23 protein-coding genes, 4 tRNA genes and 1 other annotated feature are annotated in these 24,044 nt (G+C 50.9%); of the genes, 7 read left to right on the top strand and 20 right to left on the bottom strand.

Annotated elements, in window-relative coordinates; all coding sequences use genetic code 11:
• Positions 1 to 228: 228 nt before the first annotated feature.
• From clpB to rluD, 3 genes are all read right to left on the bottom strand, one after another.
• Positions 229 to 2,802 (bottom strand): ATP-dependent chaperone ClpB, encoded by a 2,574-nt coding sequence (gene clpB, locus HA51_RS20635; RefSeq protein ID WP_084936438.1) that lies wholly within the window; start codon positions 2,800 to 2,802, stop codon positions 229 to 231.
• A 124-nt stretch (positions 2,803 to 2,926) separates the two neighbouring features.
• Complete coding sequence (gene yfiH / locus HA51_RS20630) at positions 2,927 to 3,652, bottom strand: purine nucleoside phosphorylase YfiH (protein WP_084936437.1); 726 nt, start codon at positions 3,650 to 3,652, stop codon at positions 2,927 to 2,929.
• Positions 3,649 to 4,629: a 23S rRNA pseudouridine(1911/1915/1917) synthase RluD gene (gene rluD, locus HA51_RS20625; RefSeq protein WP_084936436.1), complete on the bottom strand. Its 981-nt coding sequence runs from the start codon at positions 4,627 to 4,629 to the stop codon at positions 3,649 to 3,651. Before rluD ends, yfiH begins: the two co-directional genes overlap by 4 nt.
• A gap of 130 nt (positions 4,630 to 4,759) precedes the next feature.
• Between rluD and bamD the strand changes: the two genes are divergently transcribed.
• From bamD to pheA, 4 genes are all read left to right on the top strand, one after another.
• Positions 4,760 to 5,500: an outer membrane protein assembly factor BamD gene (bamD, locus tag HA51_RS20620; RefSeq protein WP_084936435.1), complete on the top strand. Its 741-nt coding sequence runs from the start codon at positions 4,760 to 4,762 to the stop codon at positions 5,498 to 5,500.
• A gap of 267 nt (positions 5,501 to 5,767) precedes the next feature.
• Positions 5,768 to 6,094 carry a ribosome-associated translation inhibitor RaiA gene (raiA, locus tag HA51_RS20615; RefSeq protein ID WP_084936434.1) on the top strand — a complete coding sequence of 109 codons (327 nt, stop codon included), beginning with the start codon at positions 5,768 to 5,770 and terminating at the stop codon, positions 6,092 to 6,094.
• A gap of 97 nt (positions 6,095 to 6,191) precedes the next feature.
• Positions 6,192 to 6,316 (top strand) — a sequence feature (Phe leader region).
• Positions 6,193 to 6,240: a pheA operon leader peptide PheL gene (pheL, locus tag HA51_RS27000; protein WP_100703679.1), complete on the top strand. Its 48-nt coding sequence runs from the start codon at positions 6,193 to 6,195 to the stop codon at positions 6,238 to 6,240. (Overlaps the previous feature by 48 nt.)
• Positions 6,317 to 6,338: 22 nt before the next feature.
• Positions 6,339 to 7,502: a bifunctional chorismate mutase/prephenate dehydratase gene (gene pheA / locus HA51_RS20610; protein WP_084936433.1), complete on the top strand. Its 1,164-nt coding sequence runs from the start codon at positions 6,339 to 6,341 to the stop codon at positions 7,500 to 7,502.
• 32 nt (positions 7,503 to 7,534) lie between these two features.
• On the opposite strand, the gene tyrA is transcribed toward pheA, so the two are convergent.
• Positions 7,535 to 8,656, bottom strand: coding sequence for a bifunctional chorismate mutase/prephenate dehydrogenase (gene tyrA / locus HA51_RS20605; RefSeq protein WP_084936432.1), 1,122 nt, complete (start codon positions 8,654 to 8,656; stop codon positions 7,535 to 7,537).
• 6 nt (positions 8,657 to 8,662) lie between these two features.
• On the bottom strand, positions 8,663 to 9,742 hold the full coding sequence (locus tag HA51_RS20600; RefSeq protein WP_039330814.1) for a 3-deoxy-7-phosphoheptulonate synthase: 1,080 nt from the start codon (positions 9,740 to 9,742) through the stop codon (positions 8,663 to 8,665).
• A 298-nt stretch (positions 9,743 to 10,040) separates the two neighbouring features.
• Here HA51_RS20600 and HA51_RS20595 point away from each other — a divergent pair, with 298 nt between their 5' ends.
• A complete protein-coding gene (locus HA51_RS20595) occupies positions 10,041 to 10,562 on the top strand; it encodes a GNAT family N-acetyltransferase (protein ID WP_084936431.1) in 522 nt (173 codons plus the stop codon).
• Between the two features lie 56 nt (positions 10,563 to 10,618).
• On the opposite strand, the gene rplS is transcribed toward HA51_RS20595, so the two are convergent.
• From rplS to ffh, 5 genes are all read right to left on the bottom strand, one after another.
• On the bottom strand, positions 10,619 to 10,969 hold the full coding sequence (gene rplS / locus HA51_RS20590; protein ID WP_034822234.1) for a 50S ribosomal protein L19: 351 nt from the start codon (positions 10,967 to 10,969) through the stop codon (positions 10,619 to 10,621).
• A 43-nt stretch (positions 10,970 to 11,012) separates the two neighbouring features.
• Complete coding sequence (gene trmD / locus HA51_RS20585; protein WP_211282975.1) at positions 11,013 to 11,777, bottom strand: tRNA (guanosine(37)-N1)-methyltransferase TrmD; 765 nt, start codon at positions 11,775 to 11,777, stop codon at positions 11,013 to 11,015.
• 35 nt (positions 11,778 to 11,812) lie between these two features.
• Positions 11,813 to 12,361 (bottom strand): ribosome maturation factor RimM, encoded by a 549-nt coding sequence (gene rimM, locus HA51_RS20580; RefSeq protein WP_084936430.1) that lies wholly within the window; start codon positions 12,359 to 12,361, stop codon positions 11,813 to 11,815.
• A gap of 18 nt (positions 12,362 to 12,379) precedes the next feature.
• Positions 12,380 to 12,628, bottom strand: a complete 249-nt coding sequence (rpsP, locus tag HA51_RS20575) for a 30S ribosomal protein S16 (protein WP_007893313.1) — start codon at positions 12,626 to 12,628, stop codon at positions 12,380 to 12,382.
• A 142-nt stretch (positions 12,629 to 12,770) separates the two neighbouring features.
• The gene (ffh, locus tag HA51_RS20570) at positions 12,771 to 14,132 is read right to left on the bottom strand and encodes a signal recognition particle protein (protein WP_084936429.1); all 1,362 of its coding nucleotides are present in this window, start codon (positions 14,130 to 14,132) and stop codon (positions 12,771 to 12,773) included.
• 166 nt (positions 14,133 to 14,298) lie between these two features.
• On the opposite strand from ffh, the gene HA51_RS20565 reads away from it, so the two are divergent.
• Positions 14,299 to 15,093: a cytochrome C assembly family protein gene (locus HA51_RS20565; RefSeq protein ID WP_084936428.1), complete on the top strand. Its 795-nt coding sequence runs from the start codon at positions 14,299 to 14,301 to the stop codon at positions 15,091 to 15,093.
• Between the two features lie 13 nt (positions 15,094 to 15,106).
• Positions 15,107 to 16,393, top strand: coding sequence for an HlyC/CorC family transporter (locus tag HA51_RS20560; RefSeq protein WP_084936427.1), 1,287 nt, complete (start codon positions 15,107 to 15,109; stop codon positions 16,391 to 16,393).
• A gap of 55 nt (positions 16,394 to 16,448) precedes the next feature.
• On the opposite strand, the gene luxS is transcribed toward HA51_RS20560, so the two are convergent.
• The 10 genes from luxS to alaS all read right to left on the bottom strand — a co-directional run bounded on the left by luxS (position 16,449) and on the right by alaS (position 23,954).
• The gene (luxS, locus tag HA51_RS20555) at positions 16,449 to 16,964 is read right to left on the bottom strand and encodes an S-ribosylhomocysteine lyase (protein WP_084936426.1); all 516 of its coding nucleotides are present in this window, start codon (positions 16,962 to 16,964) and stop codon (positions 16,449 to 16,451) included.
• A gap of 150 nt (positions 16,965 to 17,114) precedes the next feature.
• A complete protein-coding gene (gshA, locus tag HA51_RS20550) occupies positions 17,115 to 18,719 on the bottom strand; it encodes a glutamate--cysteine ligase (protein ID WP_084936425.1) in 1,605 nt (534 codons plus the stop codon).
• 31 nt (positions 18,720 to 18,750) lie between these two features.
• Entirely contained in the window at positions 18,751 to 19,179 is a 429-nt protein-coding gene (locus tag HA51_RS20545; protein ID WP_084936424.1) for a YqaA family protein, read from the bottom strand.
• Positions 19,176 to 19,742: a fructose-1-phosphate/6-phosphogluconate phosphatase gene (gene yqaB / locus HA51_RS20540; RefSeq protein ID WP_084936423.1), complete on the bottom strand. Its 567-nt coding sequence runs from the start codon at positions 19,740 to 19,742 to the stop codon at positions 19,176 to 19,178. Before yqaB ends, HA51_RS20545 begins: the two co-directional genes overlap by 4 nt.
• 367 nt (positions 19,743 to 20,109) lie before the next feature.
• Positions 20,110 to 20,186 (bottom strand) — tRNA-Arg (locus HA51_RS20535).
• Positions 20,187 to 20,246: 60 nt separating this feature from the next.
• Positions 20,247 to 20,323, bottom strand: a tRNA-Arg gene (locus tag HA51_RS20530).
• Positions 20,324 to 20,408: 85 nt separating this feature from the next.
• A tRNA-Arg gene (locus tag HA51_RS20525) sits at positions 20,409 to 20,485 on the bottom strand.
• An 8-nt stretch (positions 20,486 to 20,493) separates the two neighbouring features.
• Positions 20,494 to 20,586, bottom strand: a tRNA-Ser gene (locus tag HA51_RS20520).
• Positions 20,587 to 20,891: 305 nt separating this feature from the next.
• Positions 20,892 to 21,077, bottom strand: a complete 186-nt coding sequence (gene csrA / locus HA51_RS20510) for a carbon storage regulator CsrA (protein ID WP_004155916.1) — start codon at positions 21,075 to 21,077, stop codon at positions 20,892 to 20,894.
• Positions 21,078 to 21,326: 249 nt separating this feature from the next.
• Positions 21,327 to 23,954, bottom strand: a complete 2,628-nt coding sequence (gene alaS, locus HA51_RS20505; RefSeq protein WP_084936422.1) for an alanine--tRNA ligase — start codon at positions 23,952 to 23,954, stop codon at positions 21,327 to 21,329.
• Positions 23,955 to 24,044: the final 90 nt, after the last annotated feature.

Here is a 24,044-nt window from a genome sequence, read left to right as displayed (position 1 = left end):
ATTTTTCATCTGGCGGGATGAATTTCTTCACTCCCTGCTGAGCCGTCTGCGTTGCCGCTTTGCCGTCTCAGTGGTGGCGCAGTATAGGGATTTCTTCAGGGCTGACAAGTGCTAATTTAAAGTTTTTGCACGACCGCTCACTCTTTAACCCAAACGTTGCAAAATCGACCTAAATCTTGTGATGAGCAATAAAAAACGGGCCCTTAGGCCCGTTAAAGTCACATCGCATTACTGATGCGCGACGATGACATCGTCTTTAACATCCATTTCAATGGTTTTACCCGGGACAAATGCGCCAGAAAGAATCTTCTGCGCCAGCGGGTTTTCAATTTGCTGCTGAATAGCCCGTTTCAATGGGCGCGCACCATATACCGGATCGTAGCCATTCTCGCCTAACAGTTTCAGCGCTGCATCCGTGATATGCAATTGGTAGCCACGTTCATCCAGACGTTTATACAACCGCTGCAACTGAATCTGCGCGATTGAGGCAATGTGCTGTTCGCCGAGCGGATGGAACACCACCACCTCATCAATACGGTTAATAAACTCTGGACGGAAGTGCGAACCAACCACCGTCATCACCATATCTTTCATTTCCGGATAGTCCAATGCACCAAAACGTTCCTGGATCAGATCAGACCCAAGGTTAGACGTCATGATCACGACTGTATTACGGAAATCTACCGTTCTTCCCTGGCCATCGGTTAAACGCCCATCATCCAGCACCTGCAACAGGATATTGAACACATCCGGATGAGCCTTCTCAACTTCATCCAGCAGGATGACTGAATAAGGACGACGACGAACCGCCTCGGTCAAGTAACCCCCTTCCTCGTAACCGACATAACCCGGAGGTGCACCAACTAAACGCGACACCGAGTGTTTTTCCATAAACTCGGACATATCGATACGCACCATGGCATCGTCGCTGTCGAACAGGAAGTTAGCCAACGCCTTGCTCAGCTCGGTTTTACCGACACCGGTGGGTCCAAGGAACAGGAACGAACCAATTGGACGATTGGGATCGGACAAGCCTGCGCGACTACGGCGAATCGCATTCGATACCGCCTCGACCGCTTCGTTCTGACCAATCACGCGCGCATGCAGCTCTTGCTCCATTCGCAGCAGTTTATCGCGTTCACCTTCCATCATTCGTGCCACTGGAATGCCAGTCCAACGCGCCAACACGTCGGCAATTTCCACATCTGTTACGCGGTTACGTAACAGCTTCATGGTTTTACCTTCAGACTGCGTCGCAATGGTGAGCTGCTTTTCCAACTCTGGAATTTTTCCGTATTGCAGTTCGGACATTTGGCCCAAATCGCCAACACGTCGCGCCTGTTCCATCGCCAGACGAGCCTGCTCCAGTTCCGCCTTGATGTTCTGTGTACCGGTTAAAGAGGCTTTTTCCGCTTTCCACTCTTCTTCGAGCTCGGCATATTCACGCTCTTTCTGATCGAGTTCCGTTTCCAGCATCTCCAGACGTTTAATGCTGGCATCGTCCGATTCTTTCTTCAGCGCCTGCTGCTCCAGCTTTAACTGGATAATGCGGCGTTCCAGACGATCGAGCGACTCCGGTTTCGAGTCCATCTGCAAACGGATGCTTGAAGCCGCCTCATCGATCAAGTCAATGGCCTTATCTGGCAACTGGCGATCGGAGATATAGCGATGCGACAATGTTGCCGCAGCCACAATCGCCGGGTCCGTAATCTGCACATGGTGATGCAACTCATAACGCTCTTTCAGCCCACGCAGAATAGCAATGGTGTCTTCCACACTCGGCTCAGCCACAAAGACTTTCTGGAAACGACGTTCCAGCGCCGCATCTTTTTCGATGAACTGACGATATTCATTCAGCGTGGTAGCCCCGACGCAATGCAATTCACCGCGCGCTAATGCCGGTTTCAGCATATTACCGGCATCCATCGCACCATCGGCTTTACCCGCGCCTACCATGGTATGCAGTTCGTCGATAAACAGAATGACGTTGCCTTCCTGTTTTGCCAGATCGCTCAGTACACCTTTCAGGCGCTCTTCGAATTCACCGCGATATTTAGCGCCCGCCACCAGCGAACCCATGTCCAGTGCCAACACGCGACGGCCTTTCAGACCTTCTGGCACTTCACCATTAATAATGCGCTGCGCTAACCCTTCGGCAATCGCGGTTTTACCCACGCCGGGCTCCCCAATTAAAACCGGGTTGTTTTTGGTACGGCGCTGCAAAACCTGAATGGTGCGACGAATCTCTTCGTCACGACCAATCACCGGATCTAACTTGCCAAGTTCGGCACGTTCAGTCAGATCGATAGTGTATTTCTTTAAAGCTTGGCGCTGGTCTTCAGCCCCTTGATCGTTCACGTTCTCTCCTCCCCGCAATTGCTCGATGGCCTTAGTGAGTTTTTCGGTGGTTGCACCAGCAGACTTCAATATGTCCGCCAGCGAACCACGAGAGTCGAGGGCCGCCAGAACAAATAATTCAGATGATATAAAGTTGTCGCCGCGCTTTTGCGCGAGTTTGTCGCACAGATTCAGAACCCGAATGAGATCGGCTGAAGACTGTACATCGCCATCCGTACCTTCCACCTGCGGCAGCCGGTTGATAGCTTGTTCGATACTGGTACGCAGACCAGCCACATCGGCACCTGCTGCGCTAAGCAATGGACGCACCGATCCGCCTTCCTGATTGAGCAACGCGCTCATCAAATGAAGAGGTTCAATGAATTGATTGTCGTGTCCCAGGGCAAGGGACTGAGCATCGGCAAGGGCCAACTGGAATTTATTAGTAAGACGATCCAGACGCATGATTCCTCCAATACAGGTCAAAATGCTACTGGAGATTAAATGAGGTCATCCCTCAAATATTTCAAGGTTAATGACCTGTATTGCGAACAAAAAATACGCTACTGGATCGTCTTGCGGCCTAAGACTATCTCAGCCAAATCAAAGTTGCCATACGCCCGGTGATTCCATCGCGTCGGTAGGAGAAAAAATCAGCGGCTTCGGTGAAGGTGCAACGCTGAGAACCACTGATAGAATGCACTCCGGCGGCCTGAAGTCGCTGACGCGCTAACTGCCAGATATCCGCAAAATATTTGTCGCCTACTGGACGAAAAGCCGCATCGGCTTGTGCATCGTGTGCCATGAAGGCTTCACGCACCTCTGCACCGACTTCAAATGCCTGAGGGCCGATGGCGGGTCCAAGCCAGACGTGGATCTCACTGGCCGGAGATTGAAACTGCCGCAACGTCTGTTCAAGCACCCCGTTGCAAAGCCCACGCCAGCCAGCGTGTGCAGCAGCAATTTCATGACCATCATAACTGCAGAACAACACCGGCAAGCAATCCGCAGTCATGACAGCGCAAACCACGTCGGTTTCCCGGGTTATAGCAGCATCTGCATTGGGTATCAGCGCGTCAGCCGGTAAACGAATGACATCCTGCCCATGCACCTGATTAAGCCACTGCGGCATTGCTGGCAGCAGCTTATCCCGCAAATGCTGACGGTTTTGCAGGACATGCGTTTCTGCATCGCCAACGTGTGCCCCAAGATTCAGCGAATCCCAGGGCGCAGCGCTAACACCGCCATGACGCAAGGTGGAACATGCCTGAACGCGCTGCGGAGCAGGCCAGTCAGGAATGATCCATTCACTCATAGCCAATCCATTTGGTCGCGGAACTCATGCGTGTCAGCTTTCAACGCATCGATCAGATCAACCATGTCTTGCGGCAACGGCGCATGCCATTCCATCTCAATCCCGGTAATGGGATGGTAGAGACGCAGCATGGTGGCATGCAGAGCCTGACGGTCGAAACCACGTAGTGTCGCGATGAACGCATCCGATGCACCTTTAGGCGGACGCGGACGACCACCGTATAGCGGATCACCCACTAAGGGATGATTGATATGCGCCATGTGAACACGAATCTGGTGAGTACGGCCGGTTTCCAGACGCAAGCGCAAGCGCGTATGCGCACGGAAATGCTCCATGATGCGGTAATGCGTAGTGGCAGGTTTACCCATCGGATGCACCGCCATATGCGTACGCTTGGTGGAGTGACGCGCCATAGGCTCGTTAACCGTGCCGCCCGCAGTCATGGTGCCAATCGCCACCGCTTCATATTCACGTGTGATTTCACGCAGCTGCAGCGTTTCCACCAAGTGTGTTTGCGCCGGAACCGTCTTGGCCACCACCATCAAACCGGTCGTGTCTTTATCAAGGCGATGCACGATGCCTGCACGCGGAACATCAGCGATTGGCGGGTAATGATAAAGCAGCGCGTTTAAAACTGTGCCATCCGGATTACCCGCTCCCGGATGCACCACAAGGCCACGCGGCTTGTTGATCACTAAGATATCGTCATCTTCATAGACGATGTTCAGTGGAATGTTTTGCGCTTCCCAGCGCTGCGCTTCTTCGATTTCAGCATCGATTGACACCAGCTCGCCGCCGAAAACTTTCTCTTTCGGTTTATCGATGATGGTGCCGTTGACGCTGACGCGACGCTCCAGAATCCATTCTTTTATGCGAGAACGTGAATAATCAGGGAACAATTCCGCCAAAGTCTGATCTAAGCGTTGTCCAAGCTGTGCTTCGGACACCGTTGCGGTGAGTTGAACTTGTTGTGCCATATACAGCTTCTTCGTTAACGTTGGGTTTTCACGGCGATGCCGTTTAATATAATGTGCTATCGTACCAGGTCATAATCGGGAGCTAAACGGACAGCTTCCGCTACAACACTTTGAGGATAATCATTTCGTCATGACGCGTATGAAACATCTGGTGGCTGCTGCCACATTGAGCCTGAGCCTGGCTCTGGTGGGTTGTTCCGGCTCATCGGATCCCGTCCCGGACAGCCCGCCGTCTGAAATTTACGCCACAGCCCAGCAAAAGCTGCAGGACGGTAACTTTAAAGCGGCGATTAAGCAACTGGAAGCACTGGATAACCGCTATCCATTTGGCCCATATTCGCAGCAAGTGCAGCTGGATTTGATCTACGCGTACTACAAAAATGCCGATCTGCCACTGGCGCAAGCCGCTATCACACGCTTTATGCGTTTGAATCCGACTCATCCAAACATCGACTACGTCATCTATATGAAAGGTCTGACGGATATGGCGTTGGATGATTCTGCACTGCAGGGCTTCTTCGGTATCGATCGTTCCGATCGTGATCCGACGCACGCTCGTGATGCTTTCCGTGACTTCTCACAGTTACTGCGTAGCTATCCAAACAGCCAATATGCTGAGGATGCGCAGAAACGTTTGGCCTACCTGAAAGAGCGTTTGGCAAAGTATGAACTCTCGGTGGCGCAATTCTATACCAAGCGTGGTGCCTATGTCGCCGTTGTTAACCGTGTTGAAGGGATGATGAAAGATTTCCCAGATACCGAAGCGACGCACAAAGCACTGCCTTTAATGGAAAATGCCTATCGTCAGCTGCAGTTGACTGCAGAAGCGGACAAAGTTGCGAAAATCATTGCGGCGAATAATCAGTCCTGATTTTACGGCCATTAAAAAAAGCAGCCTGATGGCTGCTTTTTTTTGCACATAAATCAGGCAAGTTGCTGATTCTGCGCTGCGGTTAACTCATCAATCTTGCTCTTTTACTCCCTGCCCTTCAAGCATTTTCCGCGACTTTCCCGGCCTTTCTCACAATTCATTGGCCTTGACAAAAAGTGACATTCTAATGTGATCTGGATCACACATTTTCTTGTATTGCGCGGTATGCTGGACCTACCCAGACGGAAATGACAGAGAGGTTTAACTATGATTCTGAACATTACCAGCAAACAAATGGAAATCACTGCGGCTATCCGCAACCATGTCGAAGACCGTCTCGCCAAGCTGGAAAAGTGGCAAACTCACCTGATAAATCCGCACATCGTGTTATCGAAAGAGCCGAAAGAATTTGTGGCTGATGCCACCATTAATACGCCAAACGGCACGCTGGTCGCCAGCGCGAAACACGAAGATATGTACACGGCCATCAATGACTTGATTGCTAAGCTGGAACGACAACTTAATAAGGCGCAGCATAAACCTGAAGCGCGCCGTGCAACCAGCAGCATGAAAGATTTTAGCCCTGCGGGATAAATCACCCTTTTCTAGTAACGCGCCCACGGGCGCGTTTTTTATTGACAGCTTTTAATCACTGCGGTTAATCTCAGTTCACATTAACGCAGGAAACACACATGAAACATTTACCGTTCTTCTTCGCATTCTTTTTTACCTTCCCCTAATTGGGAGGCGATTCGTCATGTGAAAATGAATGCGAAGACGAACAACAAAGCCTCCCAAAAGGGAGGCTTTTTTATTGGACATTTTACAGGTGAGCCCTATGAATCCCGAAAATCCCCTGCTGGCATTACGCGATAAGATCAGCGCCGTTGATGAAAAGTTGTTAACGCTGCTGGCCGAGCGTCGTTCGCTGGCGGTTGAAGTTGCACAGGCGAAACTGGCTACTCATCGCCCTATACGTGATGTTGAACGCGAACGCGCCCTGCTGGAAAACCTGATCTCACTCGGCAAGAAGCATCAGCTTGATGCACACTACATTACCCGCCTGTTCCAACTGGTGATTGAAGATTCAGTACTCACTCAACAAGCGCTACTGCAAAAAAACTTAAACCATCCGCACGCGCACGCACCGCGCATCGCGTTTCTAGGCCCCAAAGGTTCGTACTCTCACCTCGCAGCGCGTAAATATGCCTCACGTCATTTTGATTCAATGGTTGAGATGGGCTGTCTGAAATTCCACGACATTATTTATCAGGTTGAGAGTGGCCAAGCTGATTACGCCGTTATGCCAATCGAAAATACCAGCTCAGGTTCCATCAACGACGTCTATGACCTGTTGCAGCAGACGACGCTCTCCATCGTCGGTGAGCTAACCATCCCTATCGAACACTGTGTGTTGGTCAACGGCAATACCGACTTACAGCAAATTGAAACGGTTTATAGCCATCCTCAGCCATTCCAGCAGTGCAGCCAGTTCATTAATCGTTTCCCGCAATGGAAAATCGAATATACCGAGAGCACTGCCGCGGCAATGGAAAAGGTCGCGGCGATGAATTCACCAAAAGTGGCGGCATTAGGCAGTGAGGCAGGCGGTGAATTGTATGGCTTGCAGGTGCTGGAACGGAATTTGGCTAACCAGCAACAAAACCATACCCGTTTCATTGTGTTGGCGCGTAAACCGATTGAGGTCTCTGGCCAAGTGCCAGCCAAAACAACGTTGATCATGGCAACCGGTCAGCAAGCCGGTGCGCTGGTAGAAGCACTGCTGGTGTTACGTAATCACAACTTGATCATGAGTAAGCTGGAAAACCGCCCAATCAACGGCAATCCGTGGGAAGAGATGTTTTACATCGATGTACAAGGTAATCTGCAATCAGAGAATATGCAGTTGGCATTGAAAGAACTGCGTGATTTGACGCTGTCTCTGAAAGTGCTTGGCTGCTATCCCGGTGAAAATGTGGTGCCGGTCGAACCGCGACTGTAAGTGAAAAAGGCATCCTCGCGGATGCCTTCTTTTTATTGTCGGCTGTCGTTAGCCGAACGTAACATACTTCGGCTTTCCACCAGGAAGCGTTGAGCGTAATCGCCAAACCAATGGGCGACGCCTTCAAAGCTCTTGATAAACGCCTGTTTATCACCCTGCTCCAGCAATTTAATCGCATCACCAAAACGTTGATAATAGCGTTTAATCAGCGCCAGATTGCTCTCCGAAGACATGATGATATCTGCGTATAGCTGCGGATCCTGAGCAAACAACCGCCCTACCATTGCCAGCTCCAAACGATAAATCGGTGAGGACAAGGCCAGCAGTTGGTCCAGATTGACGTTCTCTTCCGCCAGATGCAGGCCGTAAGCGAAAGTGGCAAAGTGGCGCAGTGCCTGAATGAATGCCATGTTCTGATCGTGTTCTACAGCGCTAATGCGATGCAACCGCGCGCCCCAAACCTGAATCTGCTCCAGGAACCACTGATAAGCTTCCGGCTGACGACCATCACACCACACCACAACTTGCTTCGCCAGACTTCCGCTGTCAGGACCAAACATGGGATGCAAACCCAAAACTGGTCCAGTATGTGCAGCCAGCATCGCCTGCAGCGGACGGTTCTTCACCGACGCCAAATCAACCAAAATGCAGTCTTCCGGCAGCTTAGGCAGCTCGGCGATGATTTGCTCTGTGAGATGGATTGGCACACTGATAATGACCATGCCTGCATCTTTAAGCAGCTCATCGGAGCGATCCCAGTCGCCTTTATCAAGAATACGTACCTGATAACCCGACAGGGTTAACATCTTTTCAAACAGGCGCCCCATTTGGCCACCGCCCCCCACGATAACGACGGGGCGCAGCGTTGGACACAGCGTTTTGAAACCTTTGTCATTTTCATGCGCATAGGATTCGCGCATTAAACGACGCAGCACATCTTCGATCAGGTCTGGCGAGACACCGAGACTCTCGGCTTCCTGACGACGTGAAGCCAACATACTGGCTTCACGTTCTGGAACATAAATCGGCAAGCCATAGCGGCTTTTCACTTCCCCGACTTCGGCTACCAGTTCAAGACGTTTGGCCAATAACCCAAGCAAGGCTTTATCTACTTCATCAATTTGATCGCGCAGCGCGGTCAGTTCAGCCACCATGACTCATTACACCTCGTGTGACAGACGCGCCGACAGCACTCCCTGCAGATCCTGATGGATTTCACGCAGCAAGGTTTCAGTGGTTTCCCAGTTGATGCAGGCATCAGTTACAGAAACACCGTATTTCATTTCGCTACGTGGCTGTTCAGAAGACTGGTTGCCTTCGTGAATGTTGCTTTCCAACATCAGGCCAATGATGGAGCGATTTCCATCTTTAATCTGCGCAATAGCCGATTCGGCTACGCCCGGCTGACGGCGATAGTCTTTGTTAGAATTACCATGGCTGCAATCTATCATTAAGGCTGGGCGCAGTCCCGCTTTCAGCATCTCTTTTTCGCACTGTGCAACATCTTCTGGACCGTAATTAGGTGCTTTACCACCGCGCAAAATCACGTGACCGTCTGGGTTGCCTTGGGTTTGCAGCAAACAAACTTGCCCCGCCTGATTAATACCGACAAAACGATGTGGCATCGCAGCGGCACGCATCGCGTTAATCGCTGTGCCCAAGCTTCCATCAGTACCATTTTTGAAACCGACCGGCATGGACAAGCCCGAGGCCATCTCACGGTGAGTTTGTGATTCAGTGGTACGAGCACCAATTGCTGACCAGCTAAACAGATCGCCCAAGTACTGTGGACTGTTAGGATCCAGTGCCTCCGTTGCCAACGGCAGCCCCATTTCAACCAGGTTAACCAGCAGCTGACGCGCAATGTGCAGCCCGGCTTCCATATCAAACGAGTTGTTCATGTAAGGATCGTTGATTAACCCCTTCCAGCCAACAGTGGTACGAGGTTTTTCAAAATAAACGCGCATAACGATGTACAGCTGATCCTTCAACTGTGCAGAAAGAGTTTGTAGCTGACGAGCGTATTCAAGTGCCGCTTCGGTATCGTGAATCGAACAGGGACCACAGACGACTAACAAACGCGGATCGCGACCCGCAATGATATCGGCAATAGTCTGACGGGAAGCAGCAATCTGCGCTTCCTGCGCCGCAGTCAGCGGGAACTTAGCTTTCAGCTCTTGCGGGGTGATTAAAATCTGTTCGTCGGCGATATGGACATTGTTCAGCGCGTCTTTCTGCATGATAGCGATCCTTTTTACTCGTTTATGCGGTTTGGGATCCTCACTGAGGATGGCGCTTACTGTATCACAACATGTACATTCTGCAATCCACTCATGTACACTTTTATTACCACCAATTGAAACCCTGACATCAACCCTACACAAAAACGATTAAATACATATATTTAATAAAACTAAACCCATCAAGGTAATGCTAACAAGTGTAAATAATAAATTACACTGCCATTTTATTGAAAAAATGCCAACATCATCTTTTTCCATTAACATTTTGTTATTCATCGTTTTTCAGGATCTGAGGATGTCAACGTCCAATATCACCCTACTTCCTTTCGCTATACAGGATGCTGGCGCCTTTACTACGGCGGTCAACCAGTCTCTAACCAGCCTGCTGCCATGGATGGTGTGGGCGCATCACGATTACCGCGAAGAGGAAGCAGCCAGCTGGATCAATTTCACTCATATGCAGCGTAGTAATGGTGAAGCGGATGAGTTTGCTATTGTCGATAGCAATGATCGTTTACTCGGCGGCGCGGGTATCAGATTTGCACAGCGGCCTGAGGAATTTAATGCATTAGGCTATTGGGTTCGCAGCGATGCACAAAGGCAAGGTGTCGCAACACGTGCAGTGGCTCAATTAGTGGACTTTGGCTTCAAGCACACGCAGATCCCCTTACTGGAGATTATCGCTGCTGAGGAGAATCATGCCAGCCGTGCGGTGGCATTACGCAGTGGTTTTGAGTTTATCGATTACCGCTATGGTTTAATCATCCTCGATAGTGGCCCCGTAAATAGCGCGATTTATCATCTCAAGCGGCCATAAAAAAGGGGCTGGCCCTTAGGCCAACCCCTTGTTTGCTATTAACTTTGGGATGTCGCTTACGCGCCAAGACGCTCTTTGATACGAGCTGACTTACCGGTACGCTCACGCAGGTAGTACAGTTTGGCTTTACGCACAGCACCACGACGTTTGACAGAAATGCTGTCAATTACCGGAGAGTGAGTCTGGAAGACACGCTCAACGCCTTCGCCGTTTGAAATCTTACGAACAGTGAATGCAGAATGCAGACCGCGGTTACGAATAGCGATAACCACGCCCTCGAATGCCTGCAGACGCTTCTTAGAACCTTCAACGACCCATACTTTCACTTCCACGGAATCACCCGGACGGAATGAAGGTACGTCCTGCTTCATCTGCTCTTGTTCAAGTTGCTTGATAATGTTGCTCATAATTAAATCTCTATATCCTGGGTAAACTGATAGTCAGGGAAGATTACTCTTCCGCCTGATCGTTTTGTTGCTGATGATGTTCCCGTTGGAACTCATTTAGCAACCGTGCTTGCTCTTCAGTCAGAGCCAGGTTTTCCAGAAGTTCAGGTCTTCTTAGCCAGGTACGGCCCAGCGACTGTTTCAGGCGCCAACGGCGAATATCGGCATGGTTGCCCGACAGTAAGACTGGCGGAACCTCCATCCCTTCTAACACTTCAGGTCGGGTATAGTGCGGGCAATCCAGCAAACCATCCGAGAATGAATCCTCTTCGGCTGACGCTTGTTTTCCCAAAACGCCGGGAATAAACCGAGCGACTGAGTCAATCAACGTCATGGCTGGTAGTTCACCACCACTGAGTACGTAATCACCAATTGACCATTCTTCATCAATCTCAGTGTGAATCACGCGCTCATCTATACCTTCATAGCGACCACACACCAGAATTAACTTCTGATTGGTCGCCAGCTCGCAAACACCTTGTTGGTCAAGTTTGCGACCCTGAGGTGAAAGATAAATCACCTTAGCGCCTTCTCCCGCCGCCGCTTTCGCTGCGTGGATTGCATCCCGTAAGGGTTGCACCATCATCAACATTCCCGGTCCGCCGCCGTAAGGACGTTCGTCCACGGTACGGTGCCGGTCGTGCGTGAAGTCACGAGGACTCCAGCTTTCAATGTTGAGCAGGCCATTTTTTACTGCCCGGCCAGTTACCCCGTACTCGGTAATAGCGCGAAACATCTCTGGAAACAGGCTAATAACACCAATCCACATCGCGTTCGCCGTTACGTTACCGGATTGTCCGGAGATCAAAAACCAGGATCCCAATCTACTTCAATAGTGCCAGTAGAGAGATCGACTTTCTTGATAACCTGTTCATCAAGAAACGGGATTAACCGCTCTTGCGCACCGAATGCATCTTTCAGGTTTGCCTTTACGACGAGAACGTCGTTCGAGCCGGTTTCCATCATATCAATGACTTTTCCCATCTCGTAGCCGTCGAGGTTAACTACCTTGCAACCCATAAGGTCTTTCCAGTAGTAATCACCTGCTTCCAGCGCTGGCAGCTGCGTGGAGTCAACCGTAATTTCGCAATTGGTTAACTGTGCCGCAGCGTCCCGATCGTCAATGCCTTTGACTTTGATGATCAGGTCCTGATTGTGGTGCTTCCAACCCTCAAGTTCGACCTGCTGCCATTTACCGGCGCGCTGGATAAACCAAGGTTGGTAGTCGAAGATACTTTCAGCGTCTTCAGTGGAGGAAAACACTTTGAGCCAACCCCGAATCCCGTAAGCGGCCCCCATTTTGCCCAAAACAATCGGGTTAACGAGAGGCTGTGCGGCAGGTTTAATGCTCATGCTCACCACCGTGACAGATTAAGCTGCTTTCTTTGCTTCTTTGATCAGCGCGTTAACGCGATCAGAAAGCGTTGCGCCCTGGCCAACCCAGTGCTCAATACGGTCCAGATCCAGACGCAGACCTTCAGCCTGACCAGATGCGATCGGGTTGAAGAAACCTACGCGCTCGATGAAACGACCATTACGAGCATTACGGCTGTCAGTAACGACGACCTGATAGAACGGACGCTTTTTCGCGCCGTGACGTGCCAAACGAATTGTAACCATAACATCCTCATTAGTTAATAAAGCGCTCGGGCTCCATCGAGGGATGGAACCCGAGCGCAATATAAAAAGCCCGAAAATTTTACTCATTTTGGCGAAAAAAGCAACCTAAGAGTGTCAATTTACTGGCTGATTGCCGGTCGCCTTAGCGGCCGGGGAATCCAGGCGGCATCATACCTTTCATGCCACGCATCATTTTGGCCATGCCACCCTTCTTCATTTTCTTCATCATGCGCTGCATGTCGTCGAATTGTTTCAGTAAACGGTTGACGTCCTGCACCTGCATGCCAGAACCGGTCGCGATACGGCGCTTGCGTGAGCCTTTAATGATTTCAGGCTTCTGCCGCTCTTTGGAGGTCATCGAATTGATTATGGCCTCCATGCGAACCAATACTTTGTCATCCATCTGCGACTTGACGTTATCTGGCAACTGGCCCATGCCCGGAAGCTTGCCCATCAGGCTGGCCATGCCGCCCATGTTGCGCATCTGCTTCAACTGCTCGAGGAAATCATTGAGATCAAAACCGTCACCGGTTTTCAGCTTCTTCGCCAGTTTTTCCGCCTGTTCGCGGTCAACTTTGCTTTCGATATCTTCGATCAGCGACAGCACGTCGCCCATGCCGAGAATGCGTGAAGCGATACGATCTGGATAAAACGCTTCCAGCGCGTCGGTCTTCTCGCCCATCCCCATGAATTTGATCGGCTTGCCGGTAATGTGACGAATCGATAGTGCAGCACCACCGCGCGCATCACCATCGACTTTGGTCAGAATGACACCGGTTAACGGCAGCGCTTCGTTGAAGGCCTTCGCCGTGTTCGCCGCATCCTGGCCGGTCATCGCATCGACAACAAACAGCGTTTCCACCGGATTAATCGCGGCATGAACCTGTTTGATCTCGTCCATCATTGCTTCATCAACGTGTAAACGACCGGCGGTATCCACCAGCAGTACATCGTAGAATTGCAGTTTGGCTTCTTTCAGTGCGTTCTGCACAATGTCGACCGGCTTCTGGCTCAGGTCAGAGGGGCAGAAATCGACACCCACTTGCTCAGCCAGGGTTTCCAACTGTTTGATTGCCGCAGGGCGATAAACGTCAGCAGAGACGACCAGCACTTTCTTCTTGTGCTTCTCGCGAAGAAATTTACCTAACTTCGCCACGCTGGTAGTTTTACCCGCACCCTGCAAACCGGCCATCAGCACTACCGCTGGCGGCTGTGCATTCAGGTTCAATGCATTGTTTTCTGCGCCCATTGCGGCAACCAACTCGTTGCGCACAATTTTGATAAACTCTTGGCCTGGCGTGAGGCTTTTGTTCACATCATGACCAACCGCGGCTTCTTTTACGCGATTGATAAAATCTCGCACCACGGGCAGCGCGACGTCAGCTTCCAGCAATGCCATGCGCACTTCGCGCAACGTGTCTTTAATGTTGTCTTCGGTCAGCCTTCCGCGGCCGCTGATGTTGCGCAGGGATTGCGACAAACGATCGGTTAAATTATCAAACATGCTCTCTCACTTAGGACCGTAGCGAGGCCGCCTTGGCGGCACAATGCGGCGGATTATAGCACGAAGCCTCAGCGATCTCTGCAATTGACCTTCAGATCGTTTGGAGCCTGATGCGGCTGGCGCTATACTGCTTTTTTCCTTATCTGACCGACACCTGAAAGGATCTATGTCCGTTTTCGCGATCGTGGCGCTGTTCGCCTACTCCCTCAGTCTTGCATTGATCATCCCTAGCCTGCTGAAACGCAACGGTGGCTGGCGTCGTTTTGCCGTGCTTTCGGCCTGCATAGCGCTGATTGCCCATGCCGTGGCGCTGCAACAACGCATTTTTGCCGTCGATAACGGACAAAATCTCAGCCTGCTGAATATTGGCTCACTGGTTAGCCTGCTAATTTGCGCCATCATGACCATCGTTGCATCGCGCAACCGTGGCTGGCTGCTACTGCCGATTGTTTACAGCTTTGCGCTGATCAATTTGGCGTTCGCGACATTTGTGCCAAATGCCTTTATCACCCATCTGGAAACCACGCCAGGTATGATGATTCACATCGGCCTGTCGCTGTTTGCCTATGCTACGCTGATCATTGCCGCCCTCTATGCGCTTCAACTCGCGTGGATCGACTATCAGTTAAAAAATAAGAAGCTGGCTTTTACCCAGGATATGCCGCCGCTGCTCAGTATTGAGCGCAAGATGTTTCATATCACGCAGATAGGTGTGGTGCTGCTGACATTGGTGCTGTGCACCGGTTTGTTCTTCATGCATAACCTGTTTAGCGCGGAAAATGTCGATAAAGCGGTCCTTTCCATCATCGCCTGGTTTGTTTATATCGTTCTGCTCTGGGGGCACTATCACGAGGGCTGGCGTGGACGCCGTGTTGTCTGGTTCAACTGCGGCGGTGCGCTGCTGTTAACCATGGCTTACTTCGGCAGTCGCGTGCTACAGCACCTGCTCACTTCTCACTAAAGGAATTTTTGCGTTGGAACATGTTTCAACCACCACGCTGATCATTACGCTGGTCATCATGGTGCTGGTCTCTGCGTATTTCTCCGGTTCAGAGACCGGCATGATGACGCTCAATCGTTATAAGTTGCGTCACAAAGCCAAAACGGGTCACCGCGGCGCACGCCGAGTCGAGAAATTGCTGCGTCGCCCTGATCGCCTCATAAGCCTGGTTCTCATCGGCAATAACCTTGTCAACATCCTCGCCTCAGCCATCGGTACCATTGTAGGTATGCGCCTATACGGTGATGTTGGCGTTGCGATTGCCACGGGCATCTTGACCTTTGTCGTGCTGATATTTGCCGAAGTGTTGCCCAAGACCATCGCCGCGCTATACCCAGAAAAAGTGGCTTATCCCAGCAGCGTTTTGTTGGGTCCATTGCAATATGTGATGCTGCCGCTGGTATGGTTGCTGAATACCATTACGCGCATGTTGATGCGCATGGTCGGGATCAAAACCGATGGTTCAATCAGTTCGGCGCTGAGTAAAGAAGAGCTTCGCACTATTGTTCACGAGTCGCGCTCGCTGATGTCACGTCGCAATCAAGACATGCTGCTTTCTGTGCTCGATCTGGAAAAAGTCAGCGTCGATGACATCATGGTGCCGCGTAATGAGATTGTCGGTATCAACGTCAATGACGATTGGAAATCGATTGTGCGCCAGCTGAGTAATTCGCCCCATGGCCGCATTGTGTTGTTCCGCGATTCGCTAGATGACTCCGTCGGCATGCTGCGTGTTCGTGAAGCCTGGCGCATGATGACTGAGAAGAAAGAATTCAACAAAGACCGCCTGCTTCGCGCTGCTGATGAGATCTACTATGTGCCGGAAGGTACGCCGCTGAATATTCAACTGGTAAAATTCCAGCGCAACAAGAAGAAGGCTGGTTTGGTGGTTGATGAGTATGGCGATATCAAAGGATTGGTCACCATTGAAGATATTCTGGAAGAGATTGTCGGCGACTTTACCACTTCCATGTCACCTTCATTGGCTGAAGAAGTCATGCCGCAAAACGACGGATCCGTGCTGATTGAAGGCAGCGCCAGCGTGCGTGAAATCAATAAAGCCTTCAACTGGACATTACCTGAAGACGAGGCGCGCACCATCAACGGTATGTTACTCGAAGCACTTGAAGAGATTCCGCAGGTTGCCCGTCGCGTGAAAATTGGTCAGTACGATGTCGATATCCTGGATGTTCAGGACAACATGGTGAAACAAGTCCGCATCACGCCACACCATCCGTTAAAATCTTCCGTCGGTTCTTAACGCAAAAAAAAAACGCCGCGATCATCGCGGCGTTTTCGTCTCTGCTATAGCAAAACTAGATGTGCAGCTCTTTCAGCTTATCAGCTGGCAGTTTCAGATCTTCATTGCGGTTAACGCCAATATCATGCGCCAACACGTTACGCGCAATCTGCTGCGCTTCGTCGAGTGAGTGCAGCTTATAGCTACCACACTGATATTCATTCAATTCTGGAATCTGGCTCTGCTCTTTCACTTTCAGAACGTCTTCCATCGCCCCTTTCCAGGCTTTAGCCACGCGCTGCTCATCAGGCTCACCAATCAGGCTCATGTAAAAGCCAGTACGGCAGCCCATTGGCGAGATATCAACGATTTCCACACCTTCACCATTGAGGTGATTACGCATAAAGCCCGCAAACAGGTGCTCCAGCGTGTGGATGCCGCGCTCAGTCAGAATATCGATATTCGGACGGCAGAAGCGCAGATCAAAAACGGTGATGGTATCGCCATGCGGAGTGTTCATGGTTTTGGCTACGCGCACGGCAGGTGCGCCCATGATGGTGTGATCAACAGTAAAACTATCCAGTAGTGGCATTCGTCACCTCCTGTTTTGAGAATTTTTTTAAAACGATGAAACTTTTCCGTTCGCCCAGCGTCTGAATATATGAAAGACGCGCATTTGTTATCATCATCCCTGACAACAGAGATGTTAATTTCGGCCACAGTGATGTGGCCATTTTCTTTTTTAGCCTTCGCGACCAGCCAAATAGCTTTCGAAATCCAGCGTATCGCTCTGTTCCAACGTCTTCTGTGCCTGCACAGACTCCAACGCCTGACGACTAAAGTCATCTTCCGTCAAAATCTCTAACGGCTCTTCACACAGCAGATGGCGATACTGCTCTGCCAATGCCACGCCAGCTCCGGTCAGGCCATTCTCTTTGATCGCATGAAGAATACGCGCAGAATAGGTTAGCTCAGGATCGTCAAACGATGCCACCAGTTGATCGCAAACCTGTTGATATTGCGTGCTACCGTAGTTGCTGTCTAGCACTTCCGCAACGCGACTCAGATCGGCAAACAAGGCCTTGCCCACCTCAACCAGTGAATGTTCGGTATCGCTACAACCTACGCCAATCACCTGACCCGGTTTACGTCCTTCCATCACCACGCGGTTCCAGTTTTTACGGCTGCATAACAGTTCGTCGGAACTCATTTCAGGTGCATCCGCCAAGGTACACCAGATCAGGAACAGATCGAGGAAACGCGCCTGATTAGCATCCACGCCAATGGCGGAGAACGGATTGATATCCAGAGAACGTACTTCGATGTACTCAATCCCGCCGCGTAACAGCGCATCAGAAGGCGCCTCTCCCGAACGCGTCACACGTTTTGGACGAATCGGTGCATACAATTCGTTTTCAATCTGCAACACGTTGGTGTTGAGCTGCAACCAGTTGCCGTCTGCATCTTTGGTTCCCATCGCCGCATACTCTTCTGACGGGGTTTTGATCGCCGCTTTCAGCGCAGCGACATAACCGTCAAGTGAGTTAAAAGTGATGCCCAAACCGCTTTGCGACTTGTTGGTATATCCTAAATCGCTGAGACGCAGCGAAGTCGCATACGGTAGCCACAACGTGCCTTTGCCGTCCGTTTCAAACGGCAGCTTGCTTTCGCGACCTTGCAGGAAGGACGAGCAGATTGCCGGTGAGGCACCAAACAGGTACGGGATCACCCAGCCAAAACGATAATAGTTGCGGATCAAACGCAGATAACCGGCAGAAATGGTCTCTTTGCCACTTTCCGCATCTTTTACGTCCGCCCACTCTTGCCAGAACGACAGTGGCAAAGAGAAGTTGTAGTGCACACCTGAAATAATCTGCATCAACGCGCTATAGCGATTTTTTAGCCCCTGACGATACAGCGTTTTCATTTTCCCGATGTTGGAGTTGCCGTATTGCGCCAGCTCAATATTCTCAACATCATCGATGTAGCCAGGCATACTGAACGGCCACATACGCTCCTGACCCAACTCACGCGCAGTGTGGCGGTGAATATCACGCAGGAATGCCAGTGACCGATCAATGCTTTGATCGACAGGTGTAATGAACTCCAGCAGCGTTTCGGCAAAATCGGTGGTAATCCAACTATGCTTCAGCGCTGAACCCAAAGATTCAGGATGTCCGGTGGTTGCCAGGTGACCATTTGGATTAACGCGCAAAGTCTCACGTTCAATACCACGGCCGATACCCTTTAACGCGTCGGGATGCGCTTCCAGCCAGGAGAGCGCTTTAGATACGTCCGGGATCACATTAACCTCCCGCTGTGCGAATAATTTATTTTTGTTCAGCATAATGTTAACCGTAGCCTCGAATCTGTGCGAATCAATGCCACCATTGCAAAGTTTGTAATGTGGCGGTCGCGATAACGATATAACGCAGCGTTTTACCCATGGCGAGGTACAACACCGAGGGCAGCCAGGCAAAGCGCAACCAGCCTGCGAGAACGCACAGCAGGTCGCCCACTACCGGCAGCCAACTTAGAAGCAGTGCTGCAGGTCCCAATCGGTGTAACCACGTCATTGCTGTGTCATGCCATCGCCCCTGCCCTTTTGGCGGCATGAGGCGACCAAGAAGAATGTTGGTCAGGCCACCCAGCGTGTTTCCCACTGATGCAGCCAATAACAATCCGTAAACCGAGCCTTTTTGAGCGATCAGTAAAGCAACCAGTACTGCCTCTGAACTTCCTGGAAGCAGGGTTGCGCTCAGAAAACTACTGCCGAATAACGATCCATAGGTCAGAAATTCATTCACAGTAAGCGGACATCAACCACATCCATGCCCGCAGCTTTCGCCGCCTGAATACCAAAGTCAGCATCTTCAAATACCACACAGCGTTCAGCTGCTATGCCCATCAGTTCAGCACAGCGTAGAAAGGTATCAGGTTGCGGTTTATGACGTTGGACATCATCTGCACCCACCACGGCATCAAACAGATGGTAAACACCCAATTCTTCAAGCAGAGCCTTCGCCAGACTGTGTTCGCTGCCCGTGCCTACCGCCATAGGACGGCGACCGTGATACATTTTCACCACTTCCATCAGCGGTAAAGGGCGCACGTCATCCAATAGCATCGCCTTCAGCGCCACTGTTTTTTCAGCGGCCAGTAGATGTGGATCATGCGTGGCGTTGTTCTGCTCAAGAATGTACTGCGCCAGTTGCCAAGTCGGTGCGCCATTAAAGCTCACCATTTTTTCTTCATCCATGATGAAACCATAGCGGCTCAGCACCTGCTGCCAGGCTTTTCGATGTGTCGGCTCAGTATCAAGAATTGTGCCGTCCATATCGAAAATCAGGGCGTCATATTGGTCGTACATTGTCACTCCGTCGAGCACCACAAAATGAGCCATTACTTTAGCGTAATGCGCTTAGGTTGTCGCCAGGTGTGCTTAACAGCAAATGCTTTGAAAGCATTAGCAATTTTTCTTTTCGGAATAAGATCAGGTGGCGATGCCGGGGATAAATAGCGGTTATATAAGTGGTTTTTGCGTAATGAAGGAAAATGGGAGCTAAATTCAGAAAGCGGGCGTTGAATGTTTCGGAGAGGATATGCGGCATCCAGGAGGATGACTCGGCTTTCGCCTCGCCCTTCGGGCCGTTGCTAAAGCAACGTTATCCTTCTTAGCGCAGCTTGAACGTTTATCACGTTCTGACACACTGAGGCACGTTCCATATTCGAGAATATGGTGCATCCAGGAGGATTCGAACCTCCGACCGCTCGGTTCGTAGCCGAGTACTCTATCCAGCTGAGCTATGGATGCATTGGGGTCTGACTGATGTTACTGATGAATCACGCTGAGAGGAGCATGAATAAAACAGAATGGTGCATCCAGGAGGATTCGAACCTCCGACCGCTCGGTTCGTAGCCGAGTACTCTATCCAGCTGAGCTATGGATGCATTGAAATAATTCTTGTATAACGCAGGGTGCTAACAACTCACCATGAAAGGAACTGCTCGTTCACTCTTACTTCATCTTTCCGAATGGTGCATCCAGGAGGATTCGAACCTCCGACCGCTCGGTTCGTAGCCGAGTACTCTATCCAGCTGAGCTATGGATGCATCGGAAATGGCGGTGAGGCGGGGATTCGAACCCCGGATGCAGCTTTTGACCGCATACTCCCTTAGCAGGGGAGCGCCTTCAGCCTCTCGGCCACCTCACCATACGCGTTCTTCCGAACCGTGCTTCTGAACTTGTTTCTGCTCATCGGCACTGCGTGGCGCACATATTACTTTCCCGCACTTATAAGTCAAACAATTTTTCCCGACTTTTTCTTGAGATCCGTTTGATTGCGCAAATGACGCGCAATTAGGGTGTTTTACCGACAAAAAGAGTGAATTATCAACAGCGAAAGCACGCTGTAGTTAACAAAATGGGAAGAAAGAATTTGCGAACTCAGAGGGATAAAACGATGGGAGGGTCAAGAAAAGCGGTAGCGCCTCGCACGGGAGCGAGGCGCTGAATCCGTTAGTAACTCGTTTGCTGAGTTTTTTCGGCTTGAATACGCTGATAGATCTCTTCGCGATGCACCGAAACTTCTTTAGGCGCATTGACGCCAATACGGACCTGGTTACCTTTAACACCCAGCACCGTTACAGTCACCTCATCGCCAATCATGAGGGTTTCACCAACTCGACGAGTTAGAATAAGCATTCTTTGCTCCTTGAAAGATTAAAAGAGTCGGGCCTGTTCGGTCTCCCGGCCATATCCATCATATAACGCTGAACAATACCTATGACAAATACACCATTGTGCATCGCCACGCCAATACATTCTGCTGATAGTTAGTTTAGCCGAAATACACTACATCAACCGGACTTTGTCATTAACTGGTGCACACCGCATCAAAAAGCGCCAGAACACGAGGTTCTGGCGCTCTTCACGATGCTTCGTTTTATTTCGTTACAGTCGGCTACTGACCCAGTCTGGCACGCCAGCCAGGGCACCAGACAGCGCCTGCGGATTAGTACCGCCAGCCTGAGCCATATCTGGACGACCACCGCCTTTACCACCAACCTGTGCTGCCAACTCACCGACCAACTCACCAGCCTTAACACGATCGGTTAGGTCTTTCGTTACGCCTGCAATCAGCGAAACCTTCCCTTCAGCAACGGTTGCCAACACAATAATCGCTGAACCCAGCTGATTCTTTAGGTCGTCCATCATCGTGCGCAACATTTTCGGCTCGACGTTGCTTAACTCACTGACCAACAGCTTAGTGCCCTTCAGGTCAATGGCTTTGCTACTCAGTGAGGCACTTTCTTGTGCAGCCTGCTGATCGCGCAGTTGCTGCAGCTCTTTTTCAAGTGCACGTACGTTATCCACCAGACCACGTACTTTCTCATTCAGGTTACTGGTATTGGCTTTAACAACCTGTGCAAGCTCGGACAGCTGATCGTTCTGCGCATGCAGTTGAGCAATGGCACCTTCACCCGTCAGTGCTTCAATACGACGAACCCCTGCCGCAGTGCCTGACTCTGATTGAATGCGGAACAAGCCAATATCGCCGGTGCGAGCTGCGTGCGTACCACCACACAACTCGACGGAGTATTCACCCATACTGACCACGCGCACACGCTGCTCATATTTCTCGCCGAACAACGCCGTTGCGCCGCGTGCTTTCGCCTCATCCAAATCCATCACTTCGGTCTGGATGAGCAAATTGCGACGAATCTGAGTATTAACAATATCTTCAACGGTGCGGATTTGCTCTGGCTTCATCGCTTCAGTATGAGAGAAGTCGAAGCGCAGGTATTTGTCGTTGTTCAGCGAGCCCTTCTGACCAACGTGGTCGCCCAGTACTTCGCGCAAAGCTTCGTGCATCAAATGCGTTGCAGAGTGGTTAAGAATAATGCGCGCACGGCGTTCTTCATCCACTTGTGCATTTAAGCGATCGCCTACACGTAATTGGCCGTGATTCAGCTTACCGATATGACCGAAGGCTTTGCCATACTTTTGGGTATCCTGAACGCTAAATTCAGCATTCTGCCCAGTCAGCACACCGGTATCTCCCACCTGGCCGCCTGATTCGCCGTAGAACGGCGTCTGGTCCAAAATGACGACGGCATCCTGCCCTGCAGAAACCTGCTCAACCTGTTGGCCATTCACGAACAGCGCTTGTACGGTGCCTTCCAGTTGCAACTGCTCATAACCTTTGAAGTCAGTCGCGGTATCAAAGCGAATCACGTTGTTGTAATCAGCGCCAAAGCCGCTCGCTTCACGCGCACGCTGACGTTGCTGTTCCATTGCCGTTTCAAAGCCTGCTTCATCAATCTTTAGATTGCGTTCACGGCAGACGTCAGCGGTTAAATCAGCGGGGAAACCGAAGGTGTCATACAGACGGAATACGGTTTCACCATCCAGCGTATCGCCTTGCAGATTAGCCAGTTCTTCGTCCAGCAACGCCAGACCGCGCTCCAGCGTCTTAGCAAACTGCTCTTCTTCACCTTTCAGCGCATTCTCAACGTGTTTCTGTTGACGCTTCAGATCTTCACCTGCTTCACCCATCACATCGATCAACGGTGCAACCAGTTTGTAGAAGAAGGCTTCTTTGGCACCCAGCATATTGCCGTGGCGCACAGCGCGACGAATGATGCGACGCAGCACATAGCCACGGTTTTCATTCGACGGAATCACGCCATCAGCAATCAGGAAAGCACAAGAACGGATGTGATCGGCAATGACACGCAATGATTTGTTGTTCAGGTCGGTAGCGCCCGTCACCTGTGCAACAGCTTTGATTAGTTTGGCAAACAGATCGATTTCATAGTTCGAGTTAACGTGCTGCAGTACCGCGGCAATACGCTCAAGACCCATGCCGGTGTCCACTGACGGTTTAGGCAGTGGCTCCATTGTACCGTCGGCCTGACGGTTGAACTGCATAAAGACGATGTTCCAGATCTCAATGTAGCGATCGCCATCTTCTTCTGGGCTGCCCGGTGGGCCACCCCAGATATGATCACCGTGATCGTAGAAAATTTCGGTGCAAGGGCCGCAAGGACCCGTGTCGCCCATCTGCCAGAAGTTATCAGAAGCGTAAGCGCTACCTTTATTGTCACCGATGCGAATAATACGCTCGCGTGGCACACCAACGTCATTAGCCCAGATTTCGAAGGCTTCATCGTCGGTTTCATAAACGGTAACCCACAGACGCTCTTTTGGCAGCTTGAACCACTGCTCACCCGTCAACAGTTCCCAGGCATAAGCAATCGCTTCTTTCTTGAAGTAATCGCCAAAGCTGAAATTACCCAACATTTCAAAGAAGGTATGGTGGCGCGCGGTGTAGCCTACGTTCTCCAGGTCATTGTGCTTGCCGCCGGCACGCACACAACGCTGAGACGTGGTGGCACGTGCGTAGTCGCGCTTGTCCTGACCGAGGAAAACGTCTTTAAACTGTACCATCCCGGCGTTGGTAAACAGTAAAGTCGGGTCGTTGTTCGGTACGAGGGAGCTGCTGGCTACAACCTGATGTCCCTTGCTATGAAAAAAGTCGAGAAACGCTTGACGGATCTCAGCAGTGCTCTTGCTCATATAATTCCTGGAATCACGCTAACGAACGTTCCCTTTCGCTGGCAAACCGCTTCCGCTGGTTCACCGCTGATTGAGGAACAAAAAGTGGGA

Origin of the sequence: Pantoea rwandensis (genome assembly GCF_002095475.1) — a bacterium.
Lineage (GTDB): Bacteria > Pseudomonadota > Gammaproteobacteria > Enterobacterales > Enterobacteriaceae > Pantoea > Pantoea rwandensis.
The sequence above is the reverse complement of the archived record's forward strand: the minus strand, read 5'-3'. Positions and strand labels throughout refer to the sequence as shown.

Coding starts and splice junctions, on each gene's coding strand:
- clpB (WP_084936438.1), bottom strand. CDS start 2,802: ATGCGTCTGGATCGTCTTACTAATAAATTCCAGTTGGCCCTTGCCGAT.
- yfiH (WP_084936437.1), bottom strand. CDS start 3,652: ATGAGTGAATGGATCATTCCTGACTGGCCTGCTCCGCAGCGCGTTCAG.
- rluD (WP_084936436.1), bottom strand. CDS start 4,629: ATGGCACAACAAGTTCAACTCACCGCAACGGTGTCCGAAGCACAGCTT.
- bamD (WP_084936435.1), top strand. CDS start 4,760: ATGACGCGTATGAAACATCTGGTGGCTGCTGCCACATTGAGCCTGAGC.
- raiA (WP_084936434.1), top strand. CDS start 5,768: ATGATTCTGAACATTACCAGCAAACAAATGGAAATCACTGCGGCTATC.
- pheA (WP_084936433.1), top strand. CDS start 6,339: ATGAATCCCGAAAATCCCCTGCTGGCATTACGCGATAAGATCAGCGCC.
- tyrA (WP_084936432.1), bottom strand. CDS start 8,656: ATGGTGGCTGAACTGACCGCGCTGCGCGATCAAATTGATGAAGTAGAT.
- HA51_RS20600 (WP_039330814.1), bottom strand. CDS start 9,742: ATGCAGAAAGACGCGCTGAACAATGTCCATATCGCCGACGAACAGATT.
- HA51_RS20595 (WP_084936431.1), top strand. CDS start 10,041: ATGTCAACGTCCAATATCACCCTACTTCCTTTCGCTATACAGGATGCT.
- rplS (WP_034822234.1), bottom strand. CDS start 10,969: ATGAGCAACATTATCAAGCAACTTGAACAAGAGCAGATGAAGCAGGAC.
- trmD (WP_211282975.1), bottom strand. CDS start 11,777: ATGTGGATTGGTGTTATTAGCCTGTTTCCAGAGATGTTTCGCGCTATT.
- rimM (WP_084936430.1), bottom strand. CDS start 12,361: ATGAGCATTAAACCTGCCGCACAGCCTCTCGTTAACCCGATTGTTTTG.
- rpsP (WP_007893313.1), bottom strand. CDS start 12,628: ATGGTTACAATTCGTTTGGCACGTCACGGCGCGAAAAAGCGTCCGTTC.
- ffh (WP_084936429.1), bottom strand. CDS start 14,132: ATGTTTGATAATTTAACCGATCGTTTGTCGCAATCCCTGCGCAACATC.
- HA51_RS20565 (WP_084936428.1), top strand. CDS start 14,299: ATGTCCGTTTTCGCGATCGTGGCGCTGTTCGCCTACTCCCTCAGTCTT.
- luxS (WP_084936426.1), bottom strand. CDS start 16,964: ATGCCACTACTGGATAGTTTTACTGTTGATCACACCATCATGGGCGCA.
- gshA (WP_084936425.1), bottom strand. CDS start 18,719: ATGCTGAACAAAAATAAATTATTCGCACAGCGGGAGGTTAATGTGATC.
- yqaB (WP_084936423.1), bottom strand. CDS start 19,742: ATGTACGACCAATATGACGCCCTGATTTTCGATATGGACGGCACAATT.
- csrA (WP_004155916.1), bottom strand. CDS start 21,077: ATGCTTATTCTAACTCGTCGAGTTGGTGAAACCCTCATGATTGGCGAT.
- alaS (WP_084936422.1), bottom strand. CDS start 23,954: ATGAGCAAGAGCACTGCTGAGATCCGTCAAGCGTTTCTCGACTTTTTT.